Below are 235 nucleotides of genomic sequence, written 5' to 3' on the forward strand. Positions count from 1 at the left end.
GGCCATGGCAGACCGTGTATTGGTGGTTCCGGCGCTTCACCCGGCGGCTACTGTTCCAGACCATCCACGACATCGCGCTGATGCTGGACCGCGAGCGGCAGGGCCGGGAGGCCAGCCCGACCGGGGGCGTGCTCGACAGCCAGACGGTGAAGGCGCCGCACGCGCCTGACGGTGGGGGCTACGACGCCGCCAAGCGGACCAAAGGACGCAAGCGGCACGTCGCCGTGGATACGGA

1 protein-coding gene is annotated in these 235 nt (G+C 70.2%); it reads left to right on the forward strand.

All coding sequences use genetic code 11. The features are described from left to right. A partial coding sequence (locus tag JMJ56_RS33500; RefSeq protein WP_328702532.1) for a transposase occupies positions 1-235 on the forward strand: 235 nt, incomplete at both ends.

This window comes from Belnapia arida (genome assembly GCF_016773205.1).
Taxonomy (GTDB): domain Bacteria; phylum Pseudomonadota; class Alphaproteobacteria; order Acetobacterales; family Acetobacteraceae; genus Belnapia; species Belnapia arida.